General features: G+C 71.1%; 15 protein-coding genes. 11 read left to right on the top strand and 4 right to left on the bottom strand.

Annotated features, from left to right (window positions below):
* The first annotated feature begins 120 nt into the window (after positions 1-120).
* The 5 genes from fabD to mltG all read left to right on the top strand — a co-directional run bounded on the left by fabD (position 121) and on the right by mltG (position 4,623).
* On the top strand, positions 121-1,077 hold the full coding sequence (fabD, locus tag E0493_RS10310) for an ACP S-malonyltransferase (protein ID WP_160936858.1): 957 nt from the start codon (positions 121-123) through the stop codon (positions 1,075-1,077).
* A 14-nt stretch (positions 1,078-1,091) separates the two neighbouring features.
* Positions 1,092-1,829, top strand: coding sequence for a 3-oxoacyl-[acyl-carrier-protein] reductase (fabG, locus tag E0493_RS10305; protein WP_160936857.1), 738 nt, complete (start codon positions 1,092-1,094; stop codon positions 1,827-1,829).
* Positions 1,830-1,951: 122 nt separating this feature from the next.
* Positions 1,952-2,191: an acyl carrier protein gene (locus E0493_RS10300; RefSeq protein WP_160936856.1), complete on the top strand. Its 240-nt coding sequence runs from the start codon at positions 1,952-1,954 to the stop codon at positions 2,189-2,191.
* A gap of 37 nt (positions 2,192-2,228) precedes the next feature.
* On the top strand, positions 2,229-3,512 hold the full coding sequence (fabF, locus tag E0493_RS10295; protein ID WP_160936855.1) for a beta-ketoacyl-ACP synthase II: 1,284 nt from the start codon (positions 2,229-2,231) through the stop codon (positions 3,510-3,512).
* Between the two features lie 139 nt (positions 3,513-3,651).
* A complete protein-coding gene (mltG, locus tag E0493_RS10290) occupies positions 3,652-4,623 on the top strand; it encodes an endolytic transglycosylase MltG (RefSeq protein ID WP_160936854.1) in 972 nt (323 codons plus the stop codon).
* A 274-nt stretch (positions 4,624-4,897) separates the two neighbouring features.
* Here mltG and E0493_RS10285 read toward each other — a convergent pair whose 3' ends face one another.
* Positions 4,898-5,686, bottom strand: a complete 789-nt coding sequence (locus E0493_RS10285; RefSeq protein WP_367614487.1) for an SDR family NAD(P)-dependent oxidoreductase — start codon at positions 5,684-5,686, stop codon at positions 4,898-4,900.
* Positions 5,687-5,725: 39 nt separating this feature from the next.
* Between E0493_RS10285 and E0493_RS10280 the strand changes: the two genes are divergently transcribed.
* From E0493_RS10280 to E0493_RS10270, 3 genes are read left to right on the top strand one after another with little or no spacing between them, the layout of a single operon-like run.
* Positions 5,726-6,619: a YicC/YloC family endoribonuclease gene (locus E0493_RS10280; RefSeq protein WP_160936852.1), complete on the top strand. Its 894-nt coding sequence runs from the start codon at positions 5,726-5,728 to the stop codon at positions 6,617-6,619.
* Entirely contained in the window at positions 6,616-7,245 is a 630-nt protein-coding gene (gene gmk, locus E0493_RS10275; protein WP_160936851.1) for a guanylate kinase, read from the top strand. The genes E0493_RS10280 and gmk overlap by 4 nt, the downstream gene beginning before the upstream one ends.
* Before the next feature lie 46 nt (positions 7,246-7,291).
* The gene (locus tag E0493_RS10270; RefSeq protein WP_160936850.1) at positions 7,292-8,209 is read left to right on the top strand and encodes an AEC family transporter; all 918 of its coding nucleotides are present in this window, start codon (positions 7,292-7,294) and stop codon (positions 8,207-8,209) included.
* A 33-nt stretch (positions 8,210-8,242) separates the two neighbouring features.
* Here the strand turns inward: E0493_RS10270 and E0493_RS10265 are convergent, their stop codons facing one another.
* Positions 8,243-8,518, bottom strand: coding sequence for an usg protein (locus tag E0493_RS10265; RefSeq protein ID WP_160936849.1), 276 nt, complete (start codon positions 8,516-8,518; stop codon positions 8,243-8,245).
* A 289-nt stretch (positions 8,519-8,807) separates the two neighbouring features.
* Between E0493_RS10265 and groES the strand changes: the two genes are divergently transcribed.
* The 3 genes from groES (at position 8,808) to E0493_RS10250 (ending at position 11,242) form a co-directional block, all read left to right on the top strand.
* On the top strand, positions 8,808-9,098 hold the full coding sequence (gene groES / locus E0493_RS10260) for a co-chaperone GroES (RefSeq protein WP_160936848.1): 291 nt from the start codon (positions 8,808-8,810) through the stop codon (positions 9,096-9,098).
* A 47-nt stretch (positions 9,099-9,145) separates the two neighbouring features.
* On the top strand, positions 9,146-10,786 hold the full coding sequence (gene groL / locus E0493_RS10255; RefSeq protein WP_160936847.1) for a chaperonin GroEL: 1,641 nt from the start codon (positions 9,146-9,148) through the stop codon (positions 10,784-10,786).
* A 252-nt stretch (positions 10,787-11,038) separates the two neighbouring features.
* The gene (locus E0493_RS10250) at positions 11,039-11,242 is read left to right on the top strand and encodes a cold-shock protein (protein ID WP_160936846.1); all 204 of its coding nucleotides are present in this window, start codon (positions 11,039-11,041) and stop codon (positions 11,240-11,242) included.
* A gap of 68 nt (positions 11,243-11,310) precedes the next feature.
* On the opposite strand, the gene E0493_RS10245 is transcribed toward E0493_RS10250, so the two are convergent.
* Together E0493_RS10245 and E0493_RS10240 are read right to left on the bottom strand one after the other, a co-directional pair.
* The gene (locus tag E0493_RS10245; protein WP_160936845.1) at positions 11,311-11,733 is read right to left on the bottom strand and encodes a tellurite resistance TerB family protein; all 423 of its coding nucleotides are present in this window, start codon (positions 11,731-11,733) and stop codon (positions 11,311-11,313) included.
* Between the two features lie 48 nt (positions 11,734-11,781).
* Positions 11,782-14,649 carry an ATP-dependent DNA helicase gene (locus E0493_RS10240; protein WP_160936844.1) on the bottom strand — a complete coding sequence of 956 codons (2,868 nt, stop codon included), beginning with the start codon at positions 14,647-14,649 and terminating at the stop codon, positions 11,782-11,784.
* Between the last annotated feature and the right edge of the window lie 67 nt (positions 14,650-14,716).

Here is a 14,716-nt window from a genome sequence, read left to right as displayed (position 1 = left end):
GGGGAACGGCACCGTTACCCCGCCCGCCTTCAAGGGATTCTTCACCATCCGGCAGAGTCCGGCACGAAATCCGCGCCCCGGGCCAACCGGCCGCCGCATCTCAGGAGAGCCAGCACCGCCATGCCGATCGCCTTCGTCTTCCCCGGCCAGGGCAGCCAGGCCGTCGGCATGGGCCGAGACCTGGCCGCGGCCTTTCCCGCCGCGCGCGAGGTCTTCGAGGCGGTGGACGAGACGCTGAAACAGAGCCTTTCCCGCCTGATGTTCGAGGGGCCGGCGGAGGAGCTGACGCTGACCGCCAACGCCCAGCCGGCGCTGATGGCCGTCAGCCTCGCGGTGATGCGGGTGCTGGAGCAGGAGGGCGGCTTCGACCTGAAGGGTCGGGTGGCGCTGGTGGCCGGCCATTCGCTGGGCGAATACAGCGCGCTGGCCGCGGCGCAGAGCTTCGACGTGCCGACCGCGGCGCGCCTGCTGCGGCTGCGCGGCCAGGCGATGCAGAAGGCGGTGCCGGCGGGCCTTGGCGCCATGGCGGCGCTGCTGGGTGCCGAGATGGCGCAGGCGCAGGAGATCTGCGCGCGTGCCGCCGAAGGCCCCGAGGGCGAGACCGAGGTGGTCGAGGCGGCCAACGACAATGGCGGCGGCCAGGTGGTGATCTCCGGCCACCGCAGCGCGGTGGAGCGCGCGGTGGCGCTGGCCAAGGAGCAGGGCATCAAGCGCGCCATGCTGCTGCCGGTCTCCGCCCCCTTTCACTGCGCGCTGATGGCGCCGGCGGCGGACGCCATGGCGGAGGCGCTGGCGGTGGCCGAGCTGCGGCCGCCGCTGGTGCCGGTGGTCGCCAACATCACCGCCGCCAAGGCGACCGATCCGGTGGAGATCCGCGAGCTGCTGGTGCGGCAGGTGACGGGCACGGTGCGCTGGCGCGAATGCGTCGGCACCATGCTGGAACTCGGCTGCGACCGCTTCGTTGAGATCGGTTCGGGCAAGGTGCTGACCGGCCTGATGAAGCGGCTGGCGCCGGATGCGGCGGCCGGCACGGTGGGCACGCCCGCCGAGATCGAAGCCTTCCTGAAGTCGCTGTGAGGACGCCCGGAAACATGTTCGGACTGGACGGCAAGGTGGCGCTGGTGACCGGCGCCACGGGCGGCATCGGCGCCGAGATCGCCCGCGCGCTGCACCGGCAGGGGGCCAAGGTGGCGCTCTCCGGCACCCGGCGCGAGGTGCTGGAGGCGCTGGCGGCGGAACTCGGCGAAGGGGCCCTCGCGGCGCCGGCCGACCTTGCCGACCCGGCGGCCCCGCAGGCGCTGGTGGAGCAGGTGGAGAAGGCCTTCGGGCAGCTCGACATCCTGGTGAACAACGCCGGGTTCACCCGCGACGGGCTGGCCATGCGGATGTCCGACAAGGACTGGGCGGACGTGCTGGAGGTGGACCTCGCGGCGCCCTTCCGGCTGGCCCGCGCCGCCATGCGCGGCATGATGAAGCGCCGGGCGGGCCGGATCATCTCGATCGGGTCCATCTCCGGCATCACCGGCAATGCCGGCCAGGCGAACTACGCCGCCGCCAAGGCCGGGCTGATCGGCATGAGCAAGGCGCTGGCGCAGGAGCTGGCCTCGCGCAACATCACGGTCAACGTGGTGGCGCCGGGCTTCATCCGCACGCCGATGACCGATGCGCTGAACGACGCCCAAAAGGCGCGGCTGATGGAGCGGATTCCGCTCGGCCGCATGGGCGAGGCCGCTGACATCGCGGCAGCGGTGGCTTATCTGGCCTCCGATGCCGCCGGTTGGGTGACGGGTTCGACCCTTCACGTGAACGGCGGGATGGCGATGAGCTGAAACGGAAGGGCCGGGTCATCTGTTCCCCGGCTTGCTTCCGTGTTAATGCCGCGCCGGCCGAGGGCGGGGAATAGGCTCCTCCCGGAACCCGGCAGCGTCTGCAAGCAGGAGAGACTCGGGCGATGAGCGATACCGCCGAGAAGGTGAAGAAGATCGTTGTCGAGCACCTCGGCGTCGAGGAGAGCAAGGTGACGCCCGAGGCGTCGTTCATCGACGACCTGGGCGCCGACAGCCTCGACACCGTTGAGCTGGTCATGGCCTTCGAGGAGGCGTTCGGCGTCGAGATTCCGGACGATGCCGCCGAGAAGATCACGACCGTGAAGGACGCGATCGACTACATTGAGGCGCAGAAGGCCGCCTGAAGGCCTTTTAGCGGCGCCTCCCAGGGAGAGATAACGCGTGTTCGCTTCTCTGACGACGCCGCGGCGTGTCGTCGTCACCGGGATGGGCATCGCTTGCCCGCTCGGTGTCGGCGTGCCGCATGTGTGGCAGCGGATGCTGGCTAGCGAAAGCGGCATCGGTCCGATCGGCCTCTTTGACGCCAATGACCTGCCGGCGCGCATCGCCGGCGAGGTTCCTCCTGGCCCGAAGGCCGAGGGCAAGCTCGACTTCAACGAGTGGATCCCGGTCAAGGATCAGAAGAAGATGGACCGCTTCATCCAGCTCGCGCTGGTGGCGGCCACCGAGGCGGTCGAGGATTCCGGCTGGGTTCCGCAGACCGATGACGACCGAAACGCGACCGGCGTGATGATCGGCTCCGGCATCGGCGGGCTGCCGACGATCTCGGAGAATGCGCAGCTCGTCGGCGCCGGCAAGGCGCGGCGCCTGTCGCCCTTCTTCATCCCTTCGGCGCTGATCAACCTGGCTTCCGGCCATGTCTCGATCAAATACGGCTTCAAGGGGCCGAACCACGCGGTCGTCACCGCCTGCGCCACGGGCGTGCACGCGCTCGGCGACGCGGCGCGGCTGATCGCGCTTGGCGATGCGGACGTAATGGTGGCCGGCGGCACCGAGGCGGCGATCAGCGACATCGGCATGGCCGGGTTCTGCGCCGCGCGCGCTCTCTCGACTGGCTACAACGACGCGCCGCAGGAGGCCTCACGCCCCTGGGACGAGGGCCGCGACGGCTTCGTCATGGGCGAGGGGGCCGGCATCCTGGTGCTCGAGGAGTACGAGCACGCCAGGAAGCGCGGCGCCAAGATCTATGCCGAGGTGATCGGCTACGGCATGTCGGGCGACGCCTACCACATCACGGCGCCCGCCGAAGGCCATGATGGCGCCTTCCGCGCCATGAAGGCGGCCTTCAAGAACGCCGGGATCAGCCCCGAGCAGGTCCAGTACGTCAACGCCCACGGCACCTCCACGCCAATGGGCGACGACCTGGAGCTGGAGGCGGTGGAGCGGATGTTCGGCGATGCGGCAAAGGCGCTCGCCATGTCTTCCACCAAGTCGGCGATCGGGCACCTGCTCGGCGCGGCCGGCGCGGTGGAGGGCGTGTTCTCGATCCTGGCGATCCGCGACAGCGTCGCGCCGCCGACGCTGAACCTGCGCAAGCCTTCGAGGGAGAGCGTGGTCGACCGGGTGGCGCTGGAGCCGCAGGAGCGCAAGATCGAGGTGGCGCTGTCCAACAGCTTCGGCTTCGGCGGCACCAACGCGAGCATCCTGTTCCGCAAGGCGCCCTGAACCGGAGTGGTACAGGCTTCGGGAGGGCCCCAGCTCTCCCGGCCGCGGCTTTCGGCCTTCGACAGCCGGCGCAATGAAGGCGCGGGCCGTCGGAGGCTTTGTCGTTTCCGGGCCGGCACTATTCTGACAAAGGCGCATCATGCGGAAAGTCTTCCTGGCTCTGCTGTTGCTGCTCCTGCTTGCTGGCGGGGGCGCCGCCTGGTGGGGATGGCGGGCTTGGCAGGAGCCGGGGCCTCTGCCGGAGGCGAGTGCCGTGGTGGTGGCCCGCGGAAGCGGGACCCAGGCCCTTGGGCAGGCGCTCAGCGAGCGGGGCGTGATCCGTGACCCCCGCGTCTTCGCCGCGGCCGTGTGGCTGACCCGCAAGCAGGGGCCGCTGCGGGCCGGGGAGTATCAGTTCCCTGCCCATGCCTCGCTGCGGCAGGTGCTGGAGGTGCTGCGCACGGCCCGGCCGGTGCAGCGCATGGTGACCTTGCCCGAGGGGCTGACCGCGCGGCAGATGGCCGACATCCTGGAGCAGGCGCCGGGGTTGTTCGGGGATATGCCGAGCCTCGATGATGGTGAGCTGCTGCCCGAGACCTATGCCTATAGCTGGGGGGACAGCAGGGCTTCCGTGGTGCGGCGCGCATCGTCCGCGATGCGGGAGACGCTGGAGCGGATCTGGAAGGACCGCGCCGCCGACCTGCCGCTGAAGACGCCGCGCGAGGCGCTGATCCTGGCCTCGATTGTGGAGCGGGAGACCGGCCGGCCGGAGGAGCGGGCGCGGGTGGCGGCGGTGTTCCTCAACCGGCTGAAGCGCAACATGCCGCTGCAGTCCGACCCGACCGTCGCCTACGCCGCGGCCGACGGCGGGGTGCTGGACCGGCCGCTGACCCGGGCCGACCTGGACATGGAGCATCCGTTCAACACCTACCGGAACCGCGGCCTGCCGCCCGGGCCCATCGCCAGCCCCGGTGTGGCTTCGCTGCGCGCGGTGCTGCAGCCGATGGAAACGAACGAGCTCTATTTCGTGGCCGATGGTTCCGGAGGGCATGCCTTCGCCAGCACGCTGGAGGAGCACAACCGCAACGTGGCCCGCTGGCGGGCGCTGGAACGTCAACGCGGCGCGCCCTGATCCTGGCCGAAGGTTAGAGAGGTTCGGGCCTGTCGCTCCGCCTGGCAGGGGGGGGGTGAAACCTGGCCAGGATGAATTCTCCCCATCGGACTTGTGCGTCCGATTCCCTCTTTTCTCCCCTGCCGGTTCGATGGCGCTGGCCGGACGGGTGAATGCAGGGTGGGGCGCTTGCAGGGGCGGGTGCAGCGCCGGCGCCCCGACACCGCACAGGTACCCTTGGAGGCCGGCAGAAAGAAGATGAGAGTACGGGGGAGTTCCTTCCCCCGATCTTTTTCTACGCCTCGGTCACATGCTTGGCCGGGAGCCTGGCCGCCAGTGCCGCCCGGAGGCCGATGGGCAGGGCGCCGGCGAGGCGCGCCATCATGTAGGTGGGCCAGGGGAAGGCCACGCGGGTGCGCCCGGCGGCGATGCCGGCCAGGGTGCGGCGCGCGGCTTCCTCGGCATCCATCAGGAAGGGCATGGGGAATTCGTTGACCGCCGTCATGGGCGTGCGGACATAGCCCGGGCAGACAGCATGCAGGCGGATGCCGCGGTGGCGCTCGGTGGCGTCGGCGGCCTCGGCCCAGCGCTGCACGGCCGCCTTGCTGGCGCAGTAGGCAGCGGCGCCGGGTGCCGCGACAAAGGCGGCGACGGAGGCGACCACCGCGACGCGGCCACGCACGCCGTCGGCGCCGGCAGGCTGGGCCGCCATGCGCTCCATGGCGGGCAGGGCGGTGTTCAGCACGCCGGTGACGTTGGTCTCGAAGATGGCGCGGATCTGGCCGGCAGGCTCGGTCGCGCCGCCGGTGCCGCCGGAGATGCCGGCATTGGCGATCAGCAGGTCGAGATGCGGGATGCCGGCGATCCAGCCTTCGGCGGTGGCGGCATCGCGGACGTCAAGGCAGGTTTCGGTGGTGGCGGCGCCCAGGGCTTGGCAGGTCGCGGCGGCCTCGGCGAGGCGCGCCGCATTGCGGGCGGCGAGGTGGAGCGTCACGCCCGGGCGGGCGCAGGCCAGCGCCAGCGCCCGGCCGAGGCCGGAGGAGGCGCCGGTGATGGCGATCTGTGTCCAGGCCGTGTGCGCCATGGCTTGCATCCTGCCGCGGAGGGGGAGAGAAGGCCGGGCATGGCTCTCTCGTCGATGACCGGCTTTGCCCGGCATGCGGGCACCCTGCCGGACGGCACGGCTTTCGTGTGGGAATTGCGCAGCGTCAACGGGCGCGGGCTGGATGTGCGCCTGCGCCTGCCCAACGGGCTGGACCGGCTGGAGGCGCCGCTGCGCGAGGCCGCCACGGCGCGGTTCCGTCGGGGCAACATCTCCGCCACGCTGACGCTGAAGCGCGAGGACAGAGCGCCACGCCTGACGCCCGACCCCGCCGCCCTGGAGCAGGCGATCGCCCTGGCGGTGGCGGTGGCGGCGCGCATCCCGGGCTGCCCGCCGCCCCGCGCGGAGGCGGTGCTCGGCCTGCCGGGCGTGCTGCGGGCTGAATCGCCCGAGCCGCAGGAGGGCGAGGAGGAGGCGCGGCATGCCGCGCTCGCCGCCGACTTCGGCGAGGCGCTGGAGGCGCTGGCGGCAATGCGCCGGGCGGAGGGCGAGAAGCTGGCCGGCATCCTGGGCAGGCTGCTGGACGAGATCGGCACCCTGCGGGAGGCCGCGCTGGCGGAGGCGGCGAGCCAGCCGGCGGCGCATCGCGCCCGATTGAAGGCGGCACTGGCCGAGTTGCTGGAGGGTGACAGCCGGGTGCCGGAGGAGCGGCTGGCGGTGGAGGTGGCGATGCTGGCGCAGAAATCCGACGTGCGGGAGGAGCTGGACCGGCTCGCCGCGCATGTGGAGGCGGCACGGACCCTGCTGGGCGAGCAAGGCGTGGTGGGACGGCGGCTGGAGTTCCTGACGCAGGAGTTCGGGCGCGAATCGAATACGCTGGGGGCGAAGTCGGCCAGCCTGGCGCTGACCCGGATCTCCCTGGAGCTGAAGGCCGCCATCGAGCGGCTGCGCGAGCAGGCGGCGAACGTCGAATGAACCGGATTTCGCGACGCGGGCTTTGCCTGGTGCTGGCCGCGCCCTCCGGCGCGGGGAAGTCGTCCGTCAGCCGGGCGCTGCTGGAGCGCGAGCCGGAGCTGAAGCTTTCCGTCAGCGCCACCACGCGGGCGCCGCGGCCCGGCGAGCAGGAGGGGGTGCACTACTTCTTCCGCACGGTGGAGCAGTTCGAGGCGATGGAGGCGGACGGCGCGATGCTGGAGAGCGCCAACGTCTTCGGCCGGCGCTATGGCACGCCGCGGGCGCCGGTGGTGGAGGCGCTGGCCACCGGGCGGGACGTGCTGTTCGACATCGACTGGCAGGGGCACCGCCTGCTGCGGGCGGCACTGCCGGAGGATGTGGTGGGGGTGTTCCTGCTGCCGCCGAGCCTCGTTGAACTGGAACGGCGCTTGCATGGGCGGGGACAGGACTCCGCTGAAGAGATTGCCCGCCGCATGAAGGCCGCCCGCGACGAGATCAGCCATTGGGCCGATTTCGACCATGTCCTGGTGAACCACGACTTCCACGAGACGGTGGCGCAGGTGCGCGCCATCCTGCAGGCGGCGCGGACGACCCGTGCCAGGCAGCCCTGGCTGCCGGACTTCATCGACGGCCTGCTGCGCCCGTGAGAGGCCGGGCCCGGCCCCGATTGGGCCGACCCGGAATGGCTGCACCATGTACACGCTGCTGAACGTCGTGGCGCCGATCTTCGCGCTGGTCGGCATCGGCTATGTCTCGGCCTGGCGCCGCTGGGTCTCGGAAGAGGCGCTGCGCGGGATGACGGATTTCGTGTTCCGCCTCGCCATGCCCGCGCTGCTGCTGAACGGCGCCACCACGCCGCACCCGAGCGGCGGCGCGACGGCCCTGGCCTTCTTCTCCGGCTGCCTGGTGGCCTATGCGCTGGCGCTGCTGCTCTCCCGCCTGGTGCTGCGGATGCGGCTGATGGAGGGCGGGACCTTCGCGCTCAACGCGGCCTACGGGAACACGGGCATGATCGGCGTGCCGCTGGTGATCGCCGCCTATGGGCAGACGGGATTGTCGCAGCTGCTGGCCATCATCGGGCTGCACTCGCTGATCCTGCTGCCGCTGGGGACGGTGGTGGGGGAGATCGCGCACAGCTCCCGCGCACCGGTGCTGGGCATCCTGAAGGCCACGGTGTTGTCGGTGCTGCGCAACCCGATCGTGCTCGCGGTGCTGCTGGGGCTGGTGATCTATCAGTCCGGGCTGGAACTACCCGCCGTGGTCCGGAGCTTCCTGGGAATGACGGGGATGGCGGGGCCGCCGGTGGCGCTGTTCTGCCTGGGGGCCAGCCTGGTCGCCTTCGACGCGCGGCGGGACTGGCCCTCGGCGCTGCTCTGCACCGCGCTGAAGCTGCTGGTCATGCCGGCCCTGGTCTGGCTGGCGGGCAGGGGCCTGGGATTGCCGCCGCTGGCCCTCGCGGTGGCGGTGGTGGCGGCCGGGATGCCGACCGGGGCGAACGCCTTCTTCATGGCCCGCCGCTATGCCGCCGGGGCGGACCGCTCGGGCGCCACGGTGCTGCTCTCGACCATCCTCTCCCTGGCGACGCTGGCCATCCTGCTGGCGGTCCTGTGAAGCGCGCCGGGGCGGCGGCCCCGGCTTTTCCCCTCAGTGCAGGTTGAATTGCCCCTCGGCGTACCGAAGTTCGGCCGGGCGGGTCAGCGCGCTGGAGGCGACCCGCACCGAGTGCAGCGGGCCTTCGATCTCGCGCTGCCAGAAGTCCAGGAAGCGGCGCAGCTCGGGAAATCCGGGCGCATGGTCGAACTTCTGCCACACGAAGCTCTGCAGCACGCCGGGGTGGTCGGGCAGGTGGTAGAGGATCTCGGCGGTGGTCAGGCGCCAATCGGGGATGCGCACGAAGGCCTCGATATCCCGCAGCAGCATGGGCGATCGTCTCCGTTGTGGGCGGCGGCCCGGCTGCCGGGCCGCATCGCGTTTCCCATCCATGGGAGTCGGAGCATCGCATGGCGGTGCCGTGGCCTTGCAATAAAAACCTGCAATTCCAGCGCTTTAGCACTCATGTGGAAAGAGTGCTGCTTGACGCTTGACGGAAAATGGAGGGCGTCCTAGATCGTCAGCACTCGCCGGGGGTGAGTGCTAACAAGGCTTGCCCTGCCCGGCGGGGCAACCGTCGCTGAATGCGCCACAGATATAGGGCGTCAGGAGAGGGCCAATGAAGTTTCGTCCTTTGCATGACCGCGTCGTCGTTCGTCGGGTGACCGCCGAAGAGAAGACCGCGGGCGGCATCATCATTCCCGACACCGCCAAGGAGAAGCCGCAGGAAGGCGAGATCGTCGCCGTCGGCCCTGGCGCGCGCAACGAGCGTGGCGAGATCGCCGCCCTCGACGTGAAGGTCGGCGACCGCGTCCTGTTCGGCAAGTGGTCCGGCACCGAGGTCAAGATCAGCGGCGAGGACCTGCTGATCATGAAGGAATCCGACCTGATGGGCGTGATCGCGGCCTGAGGCCTGCGGACCCCATTCCTGCAACAGATCTGACGAGGTAGAGAACGATGGCTGCTAAGGACGTGAAGTTCGGCGCCAATGCCCGCGAGCGGATGCTGCGTGGCGTGGACATCCTGGCCGACGCCGTGAAGGTGACGCTGGGCCCGAAGGGCCGCAACGTGGTGATCGACAAGTCCTTCGGTGCCCCGCGCATCACCAAGGACGGCGTGACGGTCGCCAAGGAGATCGAGCTCTCCGACAAGTTCGAGAACATGGGCGCGCAGATGGTGCGCGAGGTCGCTTCCAAGCAGAACGACCTGGCCGGCGACGGCACCACCACCGCGACCGTGCTGGCGCAGGCCATTGTCCGCGAGGGCGCCAAGGCCGTGGCCGCCGGCATGAACCCGATGGACCTGAAGCGCGGCGTCGACAAGGCGGTGAACGTCATTGTCGAGGAGCTGCAGGCCAAGACCCGCAAGATCACCACCTCCGGCGAGGTGGCGCAGGTTGGCACCCTGTCCGCCAACGGCGAGGCCGAGATCGGCCAGATGATCGCCGAGGCGATGGAGAAGGTCGGCAACGAGGGCGTGATCACGGTCGAGGAAGCCAAGGGCATCCAGACCGAGCTCGACGTCGTCGAGGGCATGCAGTTCGACCGCGGCTACGTCTCCCCGTATTTCATCACGAATGCGGAGAAGATGATCGCCGAGCTCGAGAACCCCTACATCCTGATCCACGAGAAGAAGCTGTCCCAGCTGCAGCCGATGCTGCCGCTGCTGGAGAGCGTCGTGCAGTCCGGCCGCCCGCTGATCATCGTGGCCGAGGATGTCGAGGGCGAGGCGCTGGCGACCCTGGTTGTCAACAAGCTCCGCGGTGGCCTGAAGATCGCCGCCGTGAAGGCCCCGGGCTTCGGTGACCGCCGCAAGGCGATGCTCGAGGACATCGCGATCCTGACCGGTGGCCAGGTGATCTCCGAGGACCTCGGCATCAAGCTCGAGACCGTGACCCTCCAGATGCTGGGCCAGGCGAAGACCGTCCGCATCGAGAAGGAGAACACCACGATCGTCGACGGCGCCGGCTCCAAGGAGGACATCCAGGGCCGCGTGGAGCAGATCAAGGCGCAGATCGAGGAGACCACCTCGGACTACGACCGCGAGAAGCTGCAGGAGCGCCTGGCGAAGCTGGCCGGCGGCGTGGCCGTGATCCGCGTCGGCGGCGGCTCCGAGGTCGAGGTGAAGGAGCGCAAGGACCGCGTCGACGACGCGCTGCATGCGACCCGCGCCGCGGTTGAGGAAGGCATCGTGCCGGGTGGTGGCGTGGCGCTGCTGCGCGCCGCGGCGAAGCTGGCCGACCTCAAGGGCGACAACAACGACCAGCATGTCGGCATCGAGATCGTCCGCCGCGCCGTGCAGGTGCCGCTGAAGCAGATCGCCGAGAACGCCGGCAAGGATGGCGCGGTGGTCGCCGGTGAGGTGCTGCGCGACGGCACCTACGAGTACGGCTATGACGCGCAGATGGACGAGTACAAGGACCTGGTGGCCGCCGGCATCATCGACCCGACCAAGGTCGTGCGCACGGCGCTGCAGGATGCCGCTTCGGTGGCCTCGCTGCTGATCACCACCGAGGCGATGATCGCCGAGCGCCCGGAGAAGAAGGCGCCGGCCGGTGCGCCTGGCGGCATGGGCGGCATGGGCGACATGGACTTCTGATCCCTTCGGGATCGGAGCTGCAGAGGGGGCGGTCCGCGAGGGCCGCCCCCTTCGTTTTTGGGGCCAGGGGATGCGTGGCGGTTTTCGTTGACAGGCTGTTAACGATCTGCACCACTAAACGGCAGCCAACCGCTTCCGCTCGCCTTGCCGTGCCTCCGGAGACCCGGTCGCCTTCAAGCCGTCCCGGGACACCGGCTGGGTTCATGGCAGGGGCGCTGGTGCTTCTGCCGAAGCGAACGAGGAGTGCATCGCATGGCGATTGGCACCGTGAAGTGGTTCAACGCGACGAAGGGCTTCGGCTTCATTGTTCCCCAGGATGGCGGCAAGGACGTGTTCGTCCACATCACCGCCGTGCAGAAGGCGGGTCTGCAGGGGCTGCAGGAGAACCAGAAGATCAGCTACGACGTGGCGATGGAGCGCGGCAAGGCCGCGGCCACCAACCTCAAGCCGCTCTGAGCGGCTGAGGCCGCCGGCGGCAAGGGCCGCGGCGGCGGCAGGGCGGGAGGGCAGCGCCCTCCCGGGCCTCAGACCATCTGGTAGCGGGCCTTGGCGGCACGCTCGATGGCGCCGGCGATCAGCCGGTCAATGTCCATCTCGATGCGGAAGTCCTGAAGGAAGCGCAGCTCCTCCTGGGTGGCGTCGCCATCCGCGGCGGCGACTTCGCAGGCCAGAAGATAGGCGGTCTCGCGCAGGCGGGGCGGCAGGGCCTCGCGGATCAGCGCGCAGGCATGGTCCAGCCCGTCCCGCTCGCGCAGCAGGGTGAGGCAGGATTCGGTGACGAGCTCGATCTCTTCCGCCCGGAAGTTGGTGAAGACCGGCAGCTCCTGAACCAGCCGCGACATCATGTCGAGCTCTGCGTCCGACATCTGCTGGTCGGCGGCGGACATCAGCACCATGGCGCAGACCAGGGCCTCCTGCGCGGTGAAGCGGATCTTCGGGTGCTGCATCGGGGGGGCTCCTTCCAGGCGCAGGCCTATCCTAGCGCAGATTGCCGTTCAACACCCAGGCGGTGATGGGGTTTGTGACAGGAACGTGGCCGTTTGCCGCACCGCCTCGGCGAGGCCCAGGCGCTGCGGCACCACGCCCTCCGGCAGGCCGGCCAGCAGGCGGGAGGGGGTGCGGGAATCGAGCAGGACGAAGACGCCGCGGTCGTCGGCGCGGCGGATCAGGCGGCCGAAGGCCTGGCGCAGCCGGTGGCGGGCGATGGCGTCGTCATAGCCGCCGGGGCGGCCGCCGGAGAGGTGGATGCGGCGCTCCCGGTGCAGGATGGAGGGGCGCGGCCAGGGCACGCGGTCGAAGACCAGCAGGCGCAGGGCGCGGCCGGGGACGTCCACGCCATCTCGCAAGGCATCGGTGCCGAGGAGGCAGGAATCCTCCTCGGCGCGGAAGATGTCCACCAGGGTGGCGCTGTCCATGGCGTCCACATGCTGGGCGTAGAGGGGCAGGCCGGCCTCCGCCAGGGCGGGGGCGATGCGGGCATGGACGTCGCGCAGGCGGCGGATGGCGGTGAACAGGCCGAGCGCGCCGCCGCCGGCCGCGCGGAAGAGCTGCTGCATGGCCGCGGCGATCTGGCCGGGGCTGTCGCGGGTGATGTCCTCCACCACGAAGGCGCGGGTGTTGGCGGCGTAGTCGAAGGGGGAGGGGACGGCGGCGCGGATGGCGGGGCTGGGCAGGTGCTGCACGCCGGTGCGCGCCTCGGCCTCGCGCCAGGCGGATTCGGGGTCCTTGCGGGCGGCGTCGCGCAGCGTGGCGGAGGCGATCAGCACGCCATGCGCCGGGGCAGCGACCTGGGTGGCGAAGGGAACCGTGGGGTCGAGCCAGTGGCGGTGCAGGCCGGCATCCACGTCGCGGCCCTCGCGGCGGGACAGGGCGAGCCAGTCCACATAGGTGGGGCGCTGGCCGGGCTCGGAGGGCGGCTCGCGCAGGCGGGCGAGCATGGCGACCCAGGCGGCGAGCGGCATCAGCGCCCGGCGCTCGATGCTGCGGGTGGCGGTCTCCAGGCGGATGCGGTCGCCGGTCTCCAGCTCCTGATCGGGGTCTTCCAGAAGATCGGCCAGGAGCTTGGCGAGGTGCTTCAGGGGGGCGCGCAGGCGCTCCAGCGCGTCCTCCAGCCGGGCGGCGGCGTCCGGCAGGTCCTCGTGCAGCGGGTGGAGGTCGCATTCGGCATCGTAGAGCGGGTCGGCCTCGGCGGTGCGGGCGAGGATCTGCGTGCGGACGGCGCGAAGAAAGGTCTCGGCGGGCTCGCCCTGGACGGTTCTGGCCACAACCGGGCGCGGGTCGTCGGGGGGTTCGCCGCGGTCCTCGGCGCGTTGCTCGTCCGCCTCGGGCAGGACGGCCCAGCGGTCCCACCAGCCCGGCGAAGGCAGGGTGCGCGCGTTGCGTTCGACCAGTTCGAGCGGCGGCAGCAAGGCGGGGTGCTCGGCCAGCAGCTCCTCCAGCCGGCGGCGCAGGCCGCGCGCACGGCCGCGCCCGCCTTCGCTGCCCAGCAGCCAGCGGCGCAGCTCGGCCATCTCGGCGCCGGACAGCGCGGCGGAGAAGGCGCCGTCGGCGGCGTCGAAGAGGTGATGGCCCTCGTCGAAGACATAGCGCAGGGCGGGGCCGTCCTCGCCGCCGCCGAGCGCGGCCTGCACCATGACCAGGGCATGGTTGGCGACCACCAGATGCGCGCCGGCGGCGCGGCGGATGGAGTGCTCGACGTAGCAGCGCTTCCAGTGCGGGCAGGCGGAGTGGATGCACTCGCCGCGCCGGTCGGCCAGCAGGGAGATGGCGCCGGCGGAAAAAAGCTCCATCAGCCAGCCCGGGAAGTCGCCGCCCAGGAGGTCGCCGTCCCGCGTGGCCAGCGCCCAGCGGGCGACCAGGGCGAGGGGGAGCAGGCGGCCGGGCATGGCGCCGCTGGCGGCCTCGTCATAGTTCAGCAGGCAGAGGTAGTTCTCGCGGCCCTTGCGGATGACCACGCGTTGCCGGCGCTGCTCCGGCTCCGGGTAGAGCCGGGCGAGTTCCTGGTCGAGCTGGCGCTGCAGGTTGCGGGTGTAGGTGGCGATCCAGACGGGGGCGCCGTTGCGCTCGGCCCAGAGGCTGGCAGAGGCGACATAACCCAGCGTCTTGCCGGTGCCCGTGCCCGCCTCGGCCAGCACGAGCTGCGGCTCGCCGGGTGCCTCGCGGGGGGCGAAGGCGAGCGAGGCGGCGGAGGCGAAGTCGGCCTGGGAGGGGCGCTGCTCGGCGCTCTCGCCGAGGATCTCGGCCAGGCGGGTGCGGGCCTCGGCGGGGGAGACGGGCAGGCTGGCAGGCGGCGGGGACGGGGCGGCCTCCTCCCATTCCGGCAGGGCGCGCCAGACCTTCAGGGCGTCGCGGCCCGGGCGCGCGCCGGGCTGGCCGAGGGCGGCAAGGATGGAATCGGCCCAGGGCCAGTCGGCGGCGTCGCGCAGGCGGGCGGCGAGGGCGGCGGCCTCCCGGTTGAGCGGTGCGTTGCGGGCGCGGGCGAGGCGGCGCAGCAGTTCCGTCGCGATCTCGGGCAGCAGGGCGGCGGCGGATTCGGCGTCCGGCGGCGGCGGCAGGTCGAGGGCGAGGGCCAGGCCGCGCGGGGTGGGGGGCGCCGCGAGGGCGGGCTGGCAGAAGGCGAAAAGCTCCAGCAGATCCCAGGCGCCGGGGAGGGCGGGGAGGTTCAGCCGCTTCGCGGTGGCGGGGGCATGCACCAGGATGGGCGGGCCGAGCTCGCGCAGCGCGGCGGGCACGGCGGCGGCGCGCAGGGTGGAGAGCTCGCCATCGGGCGTCAGCAGGACGGCGCTGCCGGGGGCAGGCGCGACCAGGGCCGGGGCATCGGGCAGCAAGAGGCGGGGAGGGAGGGCGCCGGCTGCGCCCTTCATGGTCGACACGCCGGGAAACTAGGGGCAAAAGGCGAACAAGACCAGCTTTGGCAAAGGGTTCGCTCAA

The sequence above is a fragment of the Teichococcus coralli genome, assembly GCF_009829925.1.
Lineage (GTDB): Bacteria > Pseudomonadota > Alphaproteobacteria > Acetobacterales > Acetobacteraceae > Pseudoroseomonas > Pseudoroseomonas coralli.
The sequence above is the reverse complement of the archived record's forward strand: the minus strand, read 5'-3'. Positions and strand labels throughout refer to the sequence as shown.